This is a genomic window from Pseudomonas sp. NPDC089734 (assembly GCF_044748865.1).
GTDB lineage: Bacteria > Pseudomonadota > Gammaproteobacteria > Pseudomonadales > Pseudomonadaceae > Aquipseudomonas.
This window is the reverse complement of record NZ_JBIVGV010000001.1, coordinates 174,342-188,929: the sequence shown is the minus strand read 5'-3', so window position 1 is coordinate 188,929 and position 14,588 is coordinate 174,342. Positions and strand designations below refer to the sequence as shown.

Genomic DNA, 14,588 nt, shown 5'->3' with positions numbered 1-14,588 from the left:
GAGTGCAACTTGCATAAATCCATGAACGACAATCAGTGACAAACTTCGGATAGGCGGCAGTGCCCGTTTCAAGAAAAACTCGAAAGGCCGTTCCCCCAAAAAACCGACCTGTAATAAAAAAGTCTTCCCAACACTCTTTTGCATAGACATCCACAAAAGAGTGTTGAGTTTTTTGGACCACGCTCAAAGAGTTTATTTGGCTGCGCGAGCGTTTCGTTTGGCCATGATCCGCGATGGCAGTTTCGTGCCCATGACAAAGGAGGAGTATGTATCGGCATTACGCAACAGAATCGGCAGGCGTACAGCCGGGTCCTGAAATGCCTGAGCCGAGCTTTCAGGCGTTACTTGATGCCCGGACCGTTCGTGAATAGTTGTCTCATAGAGATCAGTGATGGTTGAGGGGTGGGGACCATGCTTGCTGATATCGGCAAAAATGGCGTGGAAATGAGTTGACCACTGTTTGATCGTTTCATCCGTAACCTGAGAGGGCAGGAAGCCAATCGGTAAATAGTAATAGTCCACCGTATTACCGACAGCATGACTGACTTCATGGATGAGTGTCTTGGCTATTTCCAGTGGGTGGAGGTCCAGCACTTTGGCGCTCAGAGAAACCGTTTTCATCGGCGCAGACTCGGTTACACGCGAGGTTCTGCCAGCGACAGTTGTATCTGTGACAAACAGGCTGATTTTCCATTGGGCATCGGTTTTCAATGACCGTATAAACGCTCTCTGTTCAGTAAATGCCTTTGTCAATTCCTCGATCACTTGCTCCGTGTGTACAGCATGCAGATCGCCAAATGCACGGATCATCCTGGCAACACCCTGCCTTGGCGTTGACTTTGGCAGCTCACCCAGAATGCCTTTTAACAACTTGTCGGCAAGCCTGGCGCCCGATTTGAAAGCACGCGCCTGTTCAGCATTGAACGCCTGCAGACCTCTCGCCGTTATCCTCAAACCAAGCCGCTCCAGAATGTCCATTTCCTGTTCATCCAGTACGTCATAGGGCGCATCCCCCTCTGCATCGATAAACCGCAAAGGTGAATTGCGTACAAAACGAAACAGGTTCAACCCATCCACCTCTCCTGCCGGGTCCGGATTGATCCAGCGCTGCAACCAGGGTGCGTAATAGCGCAGGCCGTAGTAATACAGCCCCGTCGCATCCCGCTCCTTGCCGGAATAACGCACGGTTTTATAACTCGCTTCAACGGCATTGCGACCTGCCCACCATGACGTTCCGCCAAAGGGGTAATAACTTTCCTGGCTGATGATTGCAGCGTCCTTGTCCAGCTCCAGGGTGCCGGAGCTCAGGTGATCGGACAGGCTGTAGCGGTATTGGTCGTTGGCCAGTTCATTCGGCTTTCCGGCCTGCCAATGCAGAATACGCACGCCATTACGGCCAGCCTGTGCCGTGATGACCTGCAAGGTTTCACCGGTCGCGGTATCAGTACGGATTTCCAGTCCCGGCAAGTAACGCACCTCAGCATTGTGTGTCACTACCTTGGCATGGGTGGTCCGCACCTTGCGCAGACGCTGGCCGCTGGCGTCATAGACATAACGCTCGCTGTCGTCGATGCCGGACTCACGCACCACCGGTCGCACCTCCTGCAACTGGTTGCGAAGGTCCCAGCTCATGGCTTGCCCTGCATGCAGCACCAGCAGATTGCCATTGGCATCAAAGGCCGCGGCGATGTCTTCTTCAGTGGGGGGTTGATCATTTTCGACTGGCAGGCTGCGATTACTGTGCGGAGCGGTAACCAGCGTTCGAGAGTGATTTTGTGATCCGACATGGGTCAACTGCTGCAGATTGCCGCCCTCATCGTAATCGTAGGTCTGGGTGTAATTGACCAGTTGCGTCGGGTCTGGAGGGTTCTGGAAATCAGGAAAGACCGGCCCATGATTGACCACCGCCAATTCCCGCCCTGTGGCTTCAATCAACTGGTACAGCGTGTCGTATTGATAAGTCGACACCGACTCGATGCGCTGATTGGCAAAGTGTCGAGTGGGCTGGGAAAGGTCTTCGATACGAATGACATTGCCCACCGGGTCGTACTCATAACTCAGATCCTGCAAGAGGTCCCCACCACTGCGAACTGAGTTCAGCGTTATCAGGCGACCGTCCTTCTCGCCATATACGGCGCTGCAAACCACACCGTTGCCCGCCGTTTCGGACTCGACACGGCCCTGGGCGTCGTAACGAATATTGCTGACCAGCACTTGTTCCGACTGGCCATTGAGCTGCAAAAAACAGGCATCCAGCTGGCCTGCAACTGTGTGAGCAAAGCGTTGGGCATTGCCTTGTGCATCGGTCTGCTTGAGGGGATCACCCAGCGGATTGAGATGCCAGCGCGAAACAGCGCCCTGCCCAGGCTCCAACAAGGCATCACGCTCAGTCTCGGATTCGGGCCAGTCGGGGCTGGCGAGGTCTTTGGAGAAACACTGCGCCTGCTCGAGCACGCCCCCCGTGAGACTGAACTCGGTATTCAGCCGTGTGCCCGCCGGATCGTCGTGACGAATCAACTGGCCACACTGGTTATGGACCGCCGAATCCACGCTGCCATAGGTCAGGCGCTCGGCGCACTGTTCATTTTCATACACCGCCGTCGGCCTGAGCAGTACGTCGTATTCGATGCGTCGGACCGTATTTCGACCATCCCAGCCTTGCCGCAACTCCTGACTTTCACCCGGCAGAAAAACGCGCCAACCGGCATCCACGCTGTCGCGGGCCAGCACCTGAGCACTGAGGGAATGGATAGTGACGAGGTTGTCCGGCCCTTCGTCCTCGCCCAGCCTGGGGTCCTGACTGCTCGTCGGCCGCCCCGCCGGGTCGAAGACCGAACGATGAATACGTGCGACCGGCGCATCAGCAGCCTGTCGACGAAACCAGGCCACCGAACGTACAGCCAGATGACGGGGGTCGATGACCGCCAGTGTCGGCGTATCACGATGCAAGTCTGCGGATTGCCCATCCATGGCATTGTCCTCTGCAAGCTCCTGCTTGAAGCCTAGTGTGTACAGCGCCATACACGGCGCCGGCTACAAAGCTTCGGATGGGCGGTACAACCTGCGCGCCTTATATATCTTTCCTTTCAGAGGATCTGAATATTCAGATTTATATACAGACGCTTATTCATATGGCTCGCCATCGAACATGAAATCGTTTGAGCAAGGTGCAACAAAACCCGATCAGGCGCGCAACGCATTGGTCAACCTCACCTGCCTTTCGGTACGATGCCAGCCTCTACGTTGAAGAGATGCCCATCATGCTGATCGGTATTGTGCTTATCCTGACCTGGCTCATCCTGCTGCTGCGCTATCCAGCCAAGGCCCTGCCCGTGTCTCTGGCGGCCGCCGCCGGCCTCGGGATCGTGGCCGCCGTCGTGATCTGGCAGGACAACCGCGAAACCCATCAACTGGAACGTCTGGGATTACGCCTGGACTATGCGCCTCAACAATGCCCGGCGGGCCAGCCGCTGCTGGTCCTGATCGACAACACCAACAAGGTTCCCCTTCGTGAGTTGCGCTGGCGCGTGGCGGCCTATGCCCCCGGCGACACCGTCAACCTGGCCGAAGACGCTTATGCCGCCCCCCATTACCGCGGCCCCGGCGCGTTGCAGCCGGGCAGCCAATGGCAAGATTGCATCCCGCTGCCGCCTCTGCGTCCCGGCTATCGCCCACAGACATTGATGTTTAGGGCCGAACACCTGCAAGGCAGTTTCTCTGACTAAGGAATGACAGCATGCCCACCGCACTGATCACCGGTTGTTCAAGCGGCATTGGCCGCGCCCTGGCGGATGTCCTCAAGAATGCGGGCTATCAAGTCTGGGCAACTGCCCGCAAGACCGAAGACGTCGCGGCCTTGAACGCTGCCGGTTTCAAGGCCGTGCAACTGGACGTCAACGATAGTGCCGCCCTTGAACGTCTGGCCGCCGGTCTTGAAGAGCTGGATGTCCTGATCAATAACGCCGGCTACGGTGCCATGGGGCCGCTGCTCGACGGGGGTGTCGAAGCCATGCAGCGACAGTTCGAGACCAATGTGTTTGCGGTGGTCGGCGTTACCCGGGCACTGTTTCCGGCCCTGCGCCGCAGCAAGGGGCTGGTAGTGAATATCGGCAGCGTCTCCGGCGTGCTGGTGACCCCCTTCGCCGGGGCCTACTGCGCCTCCAAGGCCGCCGTGCATGCCCTGAGCGATGCCCTGCGTCTGGAACTGGCACCTTTCGGCGTGCAGGTGATGGAAGTGCAACCCGGCGCCATCGCGTCCAGCTTCGCTAAAAACGCCACCCATGAAGCCGAACAACTGATCGGCGAACACTCCCCGTGGTGGCCCATCCGCGAAGGTATCCGCGCCAGGGCCAAGGCCTCGCAGGACAACCCCACCTCCGCAACGGATTTTGCCCACGGGCTGCTCAAGGCCATCCAGCAGAGCAAACCGCCCCGCCTGCTGCGCCTGGGCAATGGCTCGCGGGTCTTGCCGTTGATGTCGTGGCTACTGCCCAAGGGATTGCTGGAAAGCGGATTGAAAAAGCGTTTTGGGCTGGACACGAAGTTGTGAGGGCAAGGCAAAGGAGCATAAGACTTGCGCGCAGGAGATCGCTTTTTCGTTAGCAGACAAATGGTTGATGGATAAAATCAACGCTCAGTCCAGTCTTCAACCCGTAGTCCTGATACCCGGTCAAACTCTCGCCGGTTATTGGTGACCAGAACAAGCCCCTGAGAACGAGCATGCCCGGCGATCATCTGATCATAGGGACCAATCGGCGTACCGGCCCTGCCCAGTTCCGCTCGCAACTGCCCTGTATGTGCCGCTGCATTTTCGTCGTACTTCAATACTTCAAGTCGTGCCGCGAATCCTTCGACAACAGCCAGATTACGCTCAGGGCTGGCTGACTTTTCGGCCCCATAAATCAACTCCATCAGGGTCACGGAACTGATACACATCTGGCCGTGGTGACGGGTGAATACCTCGCGAACATGCTCTGGCCGATTTTTTATCGTGAAGATGCAAATATTTGTATCGAGCATGAATTTGAGCATTAAAAGGAATCCCGCTCCTGATCTGCCGGTTGTTCCCGCTCGGCCATAAAGTCGGCCGTGACACCCTCTCCCTCAAACCAGCTGTCCCATGACTCGCCAGCGGGCGTGATAATCCTGGTTCGGCCAATGGCAATAACATCAACGCGCTTGACATCGTCAGGTAGCGCTACAGCTTTGGGCAATCGAATGGCCTGGCTACGGTTACTTTGAAAAATCGAGCCTTGCTCCATGACACACCTCGGGATATGGCTAACGTATATCCCATAGTAGTTCTCACTCGGGATATGTCAACGGGATATCCAGCCTCCCCTACCCCTCACCCGGTTGCACAATCACCGTACACGTCATTCCCGCCGCCAGCAGCAGGCCATCGGGCACCTGATCCAGATGAATGCGCACCGGCACCCGTTGAGCCAGGCGGACCCAGTTGAACGTCGGGTTGACGTCGGCGATCAGTTCCCGGCTTTCGGGGTTGTCGCGGTCGTAGATGCCCCGGGCGATGCTTTCGACGTGGCCTTTCAGCACTTCGCCGCTCATCAATTGCATGTCGGCGGGGTCTCCCACGTGAACATGGGGCAGTTTGGTTTCCTCGAAGAAGCCGTAGACCCAGAACGAGTTCATGTCGACCACGGCCATCTTGGCTTCGCCCGCCCGCGCATAGTCGCCGCGATGCACGTTGAGGTTGGTAACGTAACCGTCCACGGACGCCAGCACCCGGGTGCGATTCAGGTTCAGCTCGGCCGCTTCCAGTTGCGCCTGGGCCAACTGGTAATCGGCCAGGGCTGCGGTGGCGATGTTGCTGGCGTCGTCACGGTTTTCGGTGGAGATCACCAGGTTGTCCATGTCGGCACGGCGCTTGGCGTTGAGCTTGCGCATCTCCCAGGTCGCCTTGCGTGAAGCCAGCAGTGCCTCTGCCTGCTTGACGGCAATCTGGTAATGCTCCGGATCGATCTGCATCAGCAGGTCGCCCTTTTTCACTTGCTGGTTGTCATGCACCGGCACATCCACCACCGTGCCGGACACCTCGGCCGCGACGTTGATGATGTCAGCCCGCACCCGGCCATCACGGGTCCAGGGGGTGTTCATGTAGTGAACCCACAGGGTTCGTCCGATAAAGATGGCCAGAGCCAAAACCAGCAACGTGGCGATCAGACTGAAGAGCTTTTTCATCCAGAGGTTCTCGAACCGGGGCTTCAACGATAAAGGGGCAGCGCCAGCGCGCCGAAAATGCAGGTGAACAGGCTCAGGCGCAGCAGCGCCGGGTGCCAGAAGAATCGATACAGGTCGAAACCGGACAGCAGCCGGTCCAGTGCCCAGGCCAGTACCAGCGCAATCAGGAACATCAGCGTGATGCTCGGTATGTAGAGGCCGTGGAAGGCGATTTCACGAGGCATGCACAAGTCCTTGCGGGCGGCGTTCGGGGGTGTAGACGGCCAGGGGCGATTGCGGGTCCAACAGTGAGGTGCGGATGAAGTGCAGGTAGCTCTTGACCCGACGCAGCACCGAGGTGTCGAAATGTGAAGCAAAAGGTTCGTCGGTCAGTTGCACGCGACTGATGGCATGATCGACCGCCACCAGACAGCGCTCCAGGTTGCTGGCATCGGGCTGAATGAACAATCGGATCAGCGAACGCCCCATCACCCGGATCGCAATGCGCCAGGACTGATGCTCGGCGTAGCTGGGATGAATCGGCAGGATGGCCTGCTCGCGGCGCAGTTCAATGATCGCGTGACCGATTTCCAGCACCGAAAACATCCAGCGCAACAGTTCGCGCTGCACCTCGGGCCTGCCCACTGCCAGGCCATAGGCCTGATGCATCAGGTCGCGGGTCTGGCTTTCAAAGCTGGACCCCAGCCGATTCAAGGGCGCGCTGATGGCGAACACCACTTGCCGACGCAAGTCGTCTTCGAGACGCTCCCACATCCAGCGGCTGTTGGGCGGCAGGATGATCGCGCCGGCCGCCGCGCAGAGCAGCATGCCGATCACCATGGCGATGTAATCGTTGATGAAGGTGTAAGGGTTGTAGACCGTCAGGTTGTCCGGCACCGAGCCGATGCAGAAGAAGATCAGCAAACCCAGCCCGTAACCGGCCCATTGTGGACGCGAAGCCAGAAAGGCCCCCACCACGAACACCGGCGCGAGAAACACGCACAGCAACGGGAAACCATCGATGTGCGGGAAGATGAAAAAGGTTTCGGTAAAGCCGAGGATCGCGCCCAAAAAAGTGCCACACGCCATCTGGAACGACATGCGCCGCGGGTTGTTGGTGGTGGATGACAGCGCGACCGTTGCGGCGGACGCCAATGTCATGATCGCACCACTGGGCCAGGCCGTAAGCACCCAATAGGCACTCAACACCCCCACCACCGTGGTCGCACGTATGCCGGCCGCCAGCGCGGTCATCCAGCTGGTACGGGGCACGAACGATTCTTCCCACTGTTCCCGCACATGGTTGTGCTCGGCCAGCGAGGCATGGGTCTGGGCGTAGTTGTGCAGGTCGCTGACGAAGCGATACAGCAACTCGAAAGCCGTGTGGAAATCCAGCAACTCGGCCTCGCTCGGGGCGGCCTGCTCCAGTTCGGCCCGCAGGCTGCGCACCTGCTCGGGCAACTCCGCCTTCCAGGCCTCCAGACGCTGCACCAGCCTGGCAGCATCCTCAATGGTCAACGCCCGGTCGGCAAAGGCATCGAGGAGTTCGATCAGCCCGACCATACCGGGATCGACCCGGCTCATGACCGAGACCACCTGATCGGTTCGCAGACGTTCCAGCAGTTGGTGCAGGGCGTTGAAGCGCGTGGTGATGGCCATGAACTCGCTGTTCAGGCGATTGAGCCGCCCGTTGCGCCGCCGCATGTGCGGGTCCTCGAACATCGTGACACTGCGCAATCCCTCCAGGCCGATGGCTTCCGCGACAAAACGCACGTTGCCGGTTTCAAAGGCTTCTCGTTCATTGATTCCGCGCAGGCCATCCGCGACAAAGCGCGCAAACACGCCAAAGCGCTGATACAGCGCGTTACGCATCGAGGCCCCGGAGCTTTGCGGCAGAATCGCCGCGGTGACGGCAGTGGAGCAGACAATCCCCAGAGCGATTTCCAGCACCCGCCAGACCGCCGCCATGAACGAACCTTCCGGATAGGCCAATGCAGGCAGGCCGGTCATGGCGGCGGTGTAACCGGCCAGCACAAAACCGTAGGCGCGAAAGTTGCGATAACGCGCCGCCCCCGCCGAACAGATCCCGACCCACAGCGCCAGACAGCCGAGAAACGGCACCGAGTTCTGCGCGAACAATGCCATCAGCAAGACCATCATGGCCGAACCCGCCAGGGTTCCGAGCAGGCGATAGAAACTCTTGGCGAACACATGCCCGCTTTGCGGCTGCATGACAATGAACACGGTAATCATCGCCGTGCGTGGCTGCGGCAACTCCAGACGCAGCGCCAGCCAGTAAGTGAGGAATGCAGCGATCAGCACCTTGAAGATGTAGATCCAGGTCACCCCGTCGCTGCGCGCCCAGCTATTAAACTCACGCCGCCAGGGTAACGCCGCCAACCGTAGGAGCGGATTCATCCGCGAAAAGGCTCTATCCGATTCATCCGGCCTGGCGCTTTCGCGAATGAATTCGCTCCTACGGGTCACAGGCCGCCACCGAGTGCGACGACCAGCCCCGCATACGCACTCAGGCGTGCAGCCTCGACCTGTTGCTGGATCTGTTGCTGACGAAACAGCAGCGTCTGGGCATTGAGCACATTCAGGTAATCGGTCAGGCCACGCTGGTAGGCAACCATGGCAATGTCATAGGTCTTCTGCGCCGAAGCCACGGATTCGGCAGCGAACACCTGTTGCTTGTCCACGGAGGCGCGGCGGATCAACTGGTCGGAAATGCTCTTGAGGGCCGTCACCAGTGTCTGGTTGTAATGGGCCACGGCCAGGTCATAACCCGCCACAGCCTGACCCAGCTCCGCCCGCAGGCGTCCACCGTCGAAGATCGGCAGGCTGATGGCCGGGCCGGCCTTATAGGTAAATTTGGTACCGGTCAGGAACTCCAGCATCCCGCCGCCGGTGGCCATGTAGCCCAGGCTGCCGACCAGATCGACGTTGGGATAGAAACCGGCATGGGCCACATCGATACCCCGCGCCTGAGCCTCGACACGCCAGCGGCTGGCAACCACATCGGGACGCTGGCCCAATAGTTGTGCCGGTAATGCCGAAGGCAGTTTGAGCGTGGTGTGCAGCGACAGACTCGGGCGTTGCAATGTTGCGCCCTCGCCCGGCCCCTTGCCCGCCAGCACCGCCAACTGGTTGCGCCCCAGCGCGATGGCCTCTTCCAGCGCGTCTATCTGCCGGTGGGTTTCCGGCAGCGGCGTCTCGGCCTGACTCACCTCGAAATGCGTGCCGATCCCGCCCTTCAGGCGACGCTGCGCCAGGTCGAGGATCTGCTTTTGCTGGGTGAGTGTGGCTTCGACGATATCCAGCCGGGCGTAATCCAGCGACAACTGGATATAGGCCCGGACGATGTTTTCCTGCAATTCGAGTTGTGCCTGACGCTGCTCGGCAACGCTCATGTGCGCCAAGTCAAGGGCTTGCTCGCTGGCGTTGCTTTCACGGCCCCAGAGATCAAGGGAATAGCTCAGCCCCAGTGACGCATTGTTGTCCCAGGTGCGACTATTGGCCAGTTCGCCAGGACCGTAGAATTGATCGGTCGGCCAATCGTGACGGGAGAGGCTGGCACTGCCATCGATATGCAAGGCTTCGGCGGATTCGGCAATTCCGGCCATCGCTTTCGCTTCGCGTACCCGCGCAGCCGCCATGGCCAGACTCGGACTGTCTTGAGTGGCCCGTTCGATCCAGCGGTCCAGTTGGGGGTCGCCATAGACACGCCACCACTGGGAGGCGGGCCAGTGGGCGTCGAGGGCAGCGCTCTGGATGGCCTGATCCGTGGCCAGGCTCTCGACCGGTAAAGCCCGGCCTTGTGAGGTGATTCCGTCGGTGCCGATACAGCCGCTGATAACTAACGATACAACCCAGACACTGAGGGGCTTGAACCCTCCGATGATGCGACGCGGCACAGCTGCGAATTCCCGACTGGAAGTAGAACGCCATTGAATGGCGCGATTCTAGGGGGCGGCCTGTGCGGCGATAAGCAGCTAAATATGTGATTCTTTATTACAGAAACGGTGATAATCCTTTGGTATAGATGACATGAGTCAGTAACTTCATGTCACAATTTGCTATGTCTTCAGAGAAATGCACATGGACACCCTGCAAAACATGCGCGCCTTCTGCTGTGTGGCGCAAGCGGGCAGCTTCACAGCGGCCGCAGCACAGCTGGACACCACCACGGCCAACGTATCGCGAGCCGTTTCCAATCTTGAAGCGCACCTGCAGACACGCCTGCTCAACCGCACGACCCGCCGCATCGCCCTGACCGAAGCCGGCAAGCGTTACCTGCTGCGCTGTGAGCAGATCCTGGCGTCTGTCGAAGAAGCGGAAGCCGAGGCCAGCGACGCCCATGCCCGACCGACCGGCCAGCTCAAGATGCATGCGATGCCCGGTGTCGGCCAGCATTACGTGATCGATGCCATTGCCCGCTACCGGCAGGGGCATCCGGATGTGTCTTTCGACCTGACCATGACCAACCGGGTGCCGGACCTGCTCGAAGACGGCTACGACGTGTCCATCGTGCTGGCCAGTGAACTGCCGGATTCGGGCTTTGTCTCACAGCGCCTGGGCATCACGTACAGCATCGTGTGTGCGTCGCCGGCCTACATCAAGACATTCGGCATGGCCTATAAACCTGCCGACCTGCTGAACCACGCCTGCCTGCGTCTGGTCAGCCCGGTCTTCCCCCTGGAGAAGTGGCTGTTCGACGGCCCCGATGGCCAGGAAATGGTCACCATCAACAGCTCGCCCTTGCTGGTCAATTCCGCTGATGCCATGCAGACCGCGATCTCCAGCGGCATGGGCATAGGCATCCTGCCGATCTACTCGGCCATCGACGGCCTGCGCAACGGCACGCTGATGCGGGTCCTGCCCGACTACCGCTCCCAGGAGCTGAACCTGTACGCCATCTACCCGTCGCGTCAGTACCTAGATGCGAAGATCAAGACCTGGGTCGAGTACCTGCGCGGTTCATTGCCGGAAATCCTCGCCGCCGACGAAGCCGATCTGCACATTCACTCGATGAAATCCCTGGCCTGATCGTGCACACCAGCAACACCGGGCTGCCCAAGCACGGTCAGGAATGTTAGCGTGCTACTCATTCAACCCGCTCAAGAGTGACTGCCACAATGAAAAAAACCGTACTCGCCTTCAGCCGTGTCTCCCCCGAAATGGCCGAACGCCTGTCGCAAGACTTCAACGTGATCGTGCCTGACCCGAAACTGGGCGACCTCAATGCCCAGTTCAACGAAGCGTTGCCTGAATCCCACGGCATGATCGGCGCAGGCCGCAAGCTGGGGCGCGAGCAGCTGGAAGGGGCTGGCAAGCTGGAGGTGGTATCGAGTATTTCAGTGGGCTATGACAACTATGATGTCGGCTACCTGAGCGAGCGCGGCATCATGCTCACCAACACACCGGACGTGCTGACCGAAAGTACCGCCGACCTGGGTTTCTCCCTGATCATGAGCAGCGCCCGTCGCGTGGCGGAACTGGATGCCTGGACCAAGGCCGGCAACTGGAAGCGCAGCATCGAAGCGCCGCACTTCGGCACCGACGTGCATGGCAAGACACTGGGTATCGTTGGCATGGGCAATATTGGCGCAGCCATTGCCCGTCGCGGTCGCCTGGGTTTCAACATGCCGATCCTGTACAGCGGCAACAGCCGCAAGAGCGAAGTCGAGCAGGAACTGGGCGCGCAATTCCGCAGCCTGGATCAGTTGCTGGCCGAGTCGGATTTCGTCTGTCTGGTGGTGCCGTTGAGCGAGAAGACCCGGCACCTGATCGGCCGTCGTGAACTGAGCCTGATGAAGCCGAGCGCCATTCTGATCAACATCGCACGCGGCCCGATCGTCGATGAACCTGCGCTGATCGAAGCCTTGCAGAACGGTACGATTCGCGGTGCCGGGCTGGACGTGTACGAGAAAGAGCCGCTGAGCGAATCGCCGCTGTTCAGCCTGAGCAACGCCGTGACCTTGCCCCATATCGGCTCGGCCACGACCGAAACCCGTCAGGCCATGGCGGATCGCGCCTGTCACAACCTGCGCAGCGCGCTGTTGGGTGAACGTCCGCAGGACCTGGTCAACCCGCAGGTCTGGAAAGGCTAACCCCGCAGGAGCGGATTCATCCGCGAAAACCGTATTTCAAACGACATATCTGTGTCGGATGTACGTCATTCGCGAATGAATTCGCTCCAACAGGGTTATGGACTGTTCATGCAGTCTTCGCGGATAAATCCGCTCCTACGGGGGTTTTGGGTTTTCTGAACACCAGCACATTGCCCAGCATCACCATGGCCAGCCCGAACAAGGCTGGCAATGTCCACTGGTAGCCCTCGACGAACGCCGAGATATTCAGCGCCACCACCGGGAACAACACCGTGCAGTAAGCGGCGCGCTCAGGCCCCATGCGGCCCACCAGTGTCAGGTAAGCGGTAAACGCAATCACCGAGCCCGGAATCACCAGGTACAGCAGCGAACCGATATAACGGGCGTTCCATTCAAAGGTGAACGGCGTACCGCTGAGCAGGCAATACACACTCAGGATCGTTGCACCGTAAAACATCCCCCACGCATTGGTGGTCAGCGGACGCAGACCGGCTTTCTGTTGCAGGCTCGACAGCATGTTACCCGCCGAGAAACACAAGGTCCCCAGCAGCGCCAGGCCAAGCCCGATCAGGGTTTCATGACTGGCACTGTGGCCGGAGAGTTCAGGCCAGAACAGGCATGCCAGGCCCATCAACCCCATCGCGCCACCGGTCAGAACATTGCTTGCCACCTTCTGCTTGAAGAAGATCCGCGCATTCAGCGCATTCCATAAGGTCGAGGTCGAGAACACCACGGCGATCAAACCGCTGGGGATCCATTGGCTCGCCGTGTAGAAGCACATGAAATTGATGCAGAACAGGCACACACCTTGGGCCATGCACAGCCACTGGCCGCGGCGATTGAGCGGTTGCAGCCGACCGCTGAGCACAAGCATCGCGAACAGGATCAAGGCCGCCAGGCCAAAGCGATAGACGATCGACACGGGGATGGCGACATCGCCCAGTTGCAGTTTCAGGGCAATCCAGGTCGTGCCCCAGATCAGGACCGTCAGCAGATACAGCGAGATGTTCATGATGCAGCTCCTCAATGAGCCTTGAGTCTGCTGCCCGTCAGCCGGTGCCGCTTGCACAATCTTGCGCATTTGATCGTGCCCCTGATGGCAACGAATCGTCTGACGGGTAGGATGCGAAGTCAGAGGAGTCGTTATGCCACCCATTGAATCCATCCAGGTCTTTCAGGTCTTGAACAGCTCGCCCCACGCCCGTCTGGAGCAGTATGCGACGCTGGGCGACGGTCTGATGGCGGCGCTATGGAACAACCGGCATGACTTGCGGGAATATCACGCCCCCAGCCATCACACGCTGTCGTGTTACATCGCCGATGGCACTGGCACCTTTCGCCGCGACCAGCCCGGTCACAAAGGGGCACCCGGCAAACTCTGTATCCTGCCGGCCGGTCACGAGTCGGCGTGGGTCATCAATGGCGAGATTCGCCTGGCCCATTTGTACGTCAGCCCGGAACAGTTTGCGCTGGGTTGCGTCACCCTGCTGGACCGTGAACCTCGCGAGATGCAACTGCACGAAAACACTTTTCTCGACGACGCCGAACAGGCCGGACTTTTTCAGAAGCTGATCCGGATGAACTGGGCCGAACCCGGCGAGCGCCTGCTGACCAGCAGCCTGGCCCATGAAATGCTCAGCCACGCGCTGCTCAATCAAGTCGGATTGCGGGACGGCTTACGCCTCAAGGGCGGGCTGGCACCGCACATGCGGCGTCAGTTGGTGGACTTCATTGAAACGCACCTGGCCGATCCATTGAGCCTCGGGCAACTGGCCGGAATCTGCGCACTGTCGGAATACCACTTTGCCCGCATGTTCCGCGAAAGCTTCGGCCTGCCGCCGCACCAGTACCTGCTGGCCCGCCGCCTGGCCCATGCCCGTCATCTGCTGCGCCACACCAGCCGGCCCTTGAGCGACATTGCGCTGGCCTGTGGTTTTGCCAGCGCCAGCCATTTCAGCAACCGGTTTCGTCAGGCCATGGGGGCCACACCGGGTGAATACAGAATGGCACTGGCCCCGTAGGAGCGAATTCATTCGCGAAGGCGGCATATTTTTTGCGGATGCACCGGCCTCTTCGCGGTTAAAACCGCTCCCACGGATTGAACTGGCCCCGTGGGAGCGAATTCATTCGCGAAGGCGGCATGCCTGCCCCGATATTTTTTGTGGATGCACCGGCCCCTTCGCGGTTAAAACCGCTCCCACGGATTGAACTGGCCCCGTGGGAGCGAATTCATTCGCGAAGGCGGCATGCCTGCCCCGATATCTCTTGCGGATGTACCGACCTTTTCGCGGTTAA

The 14,588-nt window shown here is 59.4% G+C and carries 13 protein-coding genes; 5 read left to right on the top strand and 8 right to left on the bottom strand.

Features of this window, described 5'->3' with window-relative positions:
* Positions 1 to 192 precede the first annotated feature (192 nt).
* Positions 193 to 2,970 carry an RHS repeat domain-containing protein gene (locus ACIPY9_RS00895; protein ID WP_400696334.1) on the bottom strand — a complete coding sequence of 926 codons (2,778 nt, stop codon included), beginning with the start codon at positions 2,968 to 2,970 and terminating at the stop codon, positions 193 to 195.
* 290 nt (positions 2,971 to 3,260) lie between these two features.
* Here ACIPY9_RS00895 and ACIPY9_RS00890 point away from each other — a divergent pair, with 290 nt between their 5' ends.
* Complete coding sequence (locus tag ACIPY9_RS00890) at positions 3,261 to 3,725, top strand: multidrug transporter (RefSeq protein ID WP_400696332.1); 465 nt, start codon at positions 3,261 to 3,263, stop codon at positions 3,723 to 3,725.
* 11 nt (positions 3,726 to 3,736) lie between these two features.
* Positions 3,737 to 4,549, top strand: a complete 813-nt coding sequence (locus ACIPY9_RS00885) for an SDR family oxidoreductase (RefSeq protein ID WP_400696330.1) — start codon at positions 3,737 to 3,739, stop codon at positions 4,547 to 4,549.
* A 77-nt stretch (positions 4,550 to 4,626) separates the two neighbouring features.
* Here ACIPY9_RS00885 and vapC read toward each other — a convergent pair whose 3' ends face one another.
* From vapC to ACIPY9_RS00855, 6 genes are all read right to left on the bottom strand, one after another.
* The gene (gene vapC / locus ACIPY9_RS00880; RefSeq protein ID WP_400696329.1) at positions 4,627 to 5,031 is read right to left on the bottom strand and encodes a tRNA(fMet)-specific endonuclease VapC; all 405 of its coding nucleotides are present in this window, start codon (positions 5,029 to 5,031) and stop codon (positions 4,627 to 4,629) included.
* Entirely contained in the window at positions 5,031 to 5,261 is a 231-nt protein-coding gene (vapB, locus tag ACIPY9_RS00875) for a type II toxin-antitoxin system VapB family antitoxin (RefSeq protein WP_400696327.1), read from the bottom strand. The genes vapC and vapB overlap by 1 nt, the downstream gene beginning before the upstream one ends.
* A gap of 79 nt (positions 5,262 to 5,340) precedes the next feature.
* Positions 5,341 to 6,201 carry an efflux RND transporter periplasmic adaptor subunit gene (locus ACIPY9_RS00870; protein WP_400696325.1) on the bottom strand — a complete coding sequence of 287 codons (861 nt, stop codon included), beginning with the start codon at positions 6,199 to 6,201 and terminating at the stop codon, positions 5,341 to 5,343.
* 23 nt (positions 6,202 to 6,224) lie between these two features.
* Positions 6,225 to 6,425, bottom strand: coding sequence for a DUF1656 domain-containing protein (locus ACIPY9_RS00865; protein ID WP_400696324.1), 201 nt, complete (start codon positions 6,423 to 6,425; stop codon positions 6,225 to 6,227).
* Positions 6,415 to 8,598: an FUSC family protein gene (locus ACIPY9_RS00860; RefSeq protein ID WP_400696322.1), complete on the bottom strand. Its 2,184-nt coding sequence runs from the start codon at positions 8,596 to 8,598 to the stop codon at positions 6,415 to 6,417. The genes ACIPY9_RS00865 and ACIPY9_RS00860 overlap by 11 nt, the downstream gene beginning before the upstream one ends.
* Before the next feature lie 65 nt (positions 8,599 to 8,663).
* Positions 8,664 to 10,097 carry an efflux transporter outer membrane subunit gene (locus tag ACIPY9_RS00855; protein ID WP_400696320.1) on the bottom strand — a complete coding sequence of 478 codons (1,434 nt, stop codon included), beginning with the start codon at positions 10,095 to 10,097 and terminating at the stop codon, positions 8,664 to 8,666.
* A gap of 184 nt (positions 10,098 to 10,281) precedes the next feature.
* Here ACIPY9_RS00855 and ACIPY9_RS00850 point away from each other — a divergent pair, with 184 nt between their 5' ends.
* Both ACIPY9_RS00850 and ACIPY9_RS00845 read left to right on the top strand, forming a co-directional pair.
* Complete coding sequence (locus tag ACIPY9_RS00850; RefSeq protein ID WP_400696318.1) at positions 10,282 to 11,229, top strand: LysR family transcriptional regulator; 948 nt, start codon at positions 10,282 to 10,284, stop codon at positions 11,227 to 11,229.
* 89 nt (positions 11,230 to 11,318) lie between these two features.
* Positions 11,319 to 12,293 (top strand): 2-hydroxyacid dehydrogenase, encoded by a 975-nt coding sequence (locus ACIPY9_RS00845; RefSeq protein WP_400696317.1) that lies wholly within the window; start codon positions 11,319 to 11,321, stop codon positions 12,291 to 12,293.
* Between the two features lie 106 nt (positions 12,294 to 12,399).
* On the opposite strand, the gene ACIPY9_RS00840 is transcribed toward ACIPY9_RS00845, so the two are convergent.
* Positions 12,400 to 13,305: a DMT family transporter gene (locus ACIPY9_RS00840; protein ID WP_400696315.1), complete on the bottom strand. Its 906-nt coding sequence runs from the start codon at positions 13,303 to 13,305 to the stop codon at positions 12,400 to 12,402.
* A 133-nt stretch (positions 13,306 to 13,438) separates the two neighbouring features.
* Between ACIPY9_RS00840 and ACIPY9_RS00835 the strand changes: the two genes are divergently transcribed.
* Positions 13,439 to 14,314 (top strand): helix-turn-helix domain-containing protein, encoded by an 876-nt coding sequence (locus ACIPY9_RS00835; protein WP_400696313.1) that lies wholly within the window; start codon positions 13,439 to 13,441, stop codon positions 14,312 to 14,314.
* Positions 14,315 to 14,588: the final 274 nt, after the last annotated feature.